This window comes from Wohlfahrtiimonas larvae, from assembly GCF_002006755.1.
Taxonomy (GTDB): domain Bacteria; phylum Pseudomonadota; class Gammaproteobacteria; order Cardiobacteriales; family Wohlfahrtiimonadaceae; genus Wohlfahrtiimonas; species Wohlfahrtiimonas larvae.
Genome location: NZ_MVDO01000263.1, coordinates 1 through 1,361, shown reverse-complemented (window position 1 = coordinate 1,361; position 1,361 = coordinate 1). Strand labels below are relative to the sequence as shown.

Here is a 1,361-nt window from a genome sequence, read left to right as displayed (position 1 = left end):
ATGAAGAGATTGAATTTCTGGCCGATGTGGTTGGAAGAGAAATCCAACCATAGCAATAATCCATGATAATGCGGCGCCAAGACCCACCAAACCTGCGCGACTGAATGCTCCAAAGATATCAACGTGTGGCATATCTGCTGTGAGTGCAAAAATTAAGACAAAGAAAATAGCTGAAGGGCCGATAAATTTAAGCGCATTGAAGATAAAGATCATGATAGCTGCTATGACCCCCATAGTAATGGCGGCAGCAATAGGATAAGGAGCAATAATTGAACCTAAAAATGCAGATAGAACAATAGAAATCCCTACAAAGAGTAATTGTTTAGATAATAAAGCATAAGGGATTCTGAATGCATATAGATAAGTAAATCCACCTAAACCTGCGATCAATCCCAATTGTAATTGATTAAAAAAAAGTCCAATGAAAATAGGAATAGTCATTGAAAGTGCAGCGCCAATGGCTCGTTCCCATGGTGCCGATCGATTATTAACCATCATGGCTTCACGAATAATGAACCATAATTTTTCTTTCATATGACTAACTCCTGATTGTGAAACATACAGGCTAGTATAAGGAATTTAGAAACTATTCACGAATCTCAAATGATACTTTATCAACTTTTTGTAAGGCATCTTGAACGCTTAAAGTATGTATACCAATCTTTAAGGCTTGAATATCTAGTTCAGGTTTTTCTAGTAATTGCCCATCTAAATACCAACGAAAAGGGGGATTACCTTGTGCATTTAATTGAATGGCATAAGGACTTTTGAAAATAATGCTTTCGTTTTGTAATGTCAAAATTAATGCAGATTGCATGGTGATGTCCTCAATGTTTAATAATTTAGGCCATCCTGAATGAGGCATTTCACCTGGGGCATCGTACAATGTGGGCGGTGTTTTACCATCAATAGTATCGATTTCATAGCGTTCTAAACATGATTCGATAGGAACTTCTGTAATTTTTCGCCCATTTGGCCAACAAATTGTTGCAGGTTGAATGCCATCAGGTTTGACTAATGTTGTTTTTTCTTTAGGTAAATAATTAAAAATATCAAAGAGCATGGGCGTTGCATAACGATTGGCTAAGGCGCCAACATTGGGAACCCCATCAGGGCGGCCAATCCAAACACCAACAGTCCAATCAGTTGTTGTGCCAATCGCCCAACCATCACGATAACCGTAGCTTGTACCAGTTTTCCATGCAATTTTTTTAGGATTAAATCGATGAGTAGGTCTAACTTGGCTAAGAATTTTATGGATAATCCATGCAGATTCTGGTGATAGGATAGGTTGACCATTTGTTATCATTTTTGGTGTTGTGGTGATTGGATAAACTCTACCTTCTGTCGATAAGCTTGAG

The 1,361-nt window shown here is 37.9% G+C and carries 2 pseudogenes; both read right to left on the bottom strand.

What is annotated here, in order from left to right:
- A pseudogene (locus tag BZK14_RS12950) lies at positions 1-534 on the bottom strand (YccS/YhfK family membrane protein); the annotation flags it as partial.
- 52 nt (positions 535-586) lie between these two features.
- A pseudogene (locus BZK14_RS12945) lies at positions 587-1,361 on the bottom strand (penicillin-binding protein 1C); the annotation flags it as partial.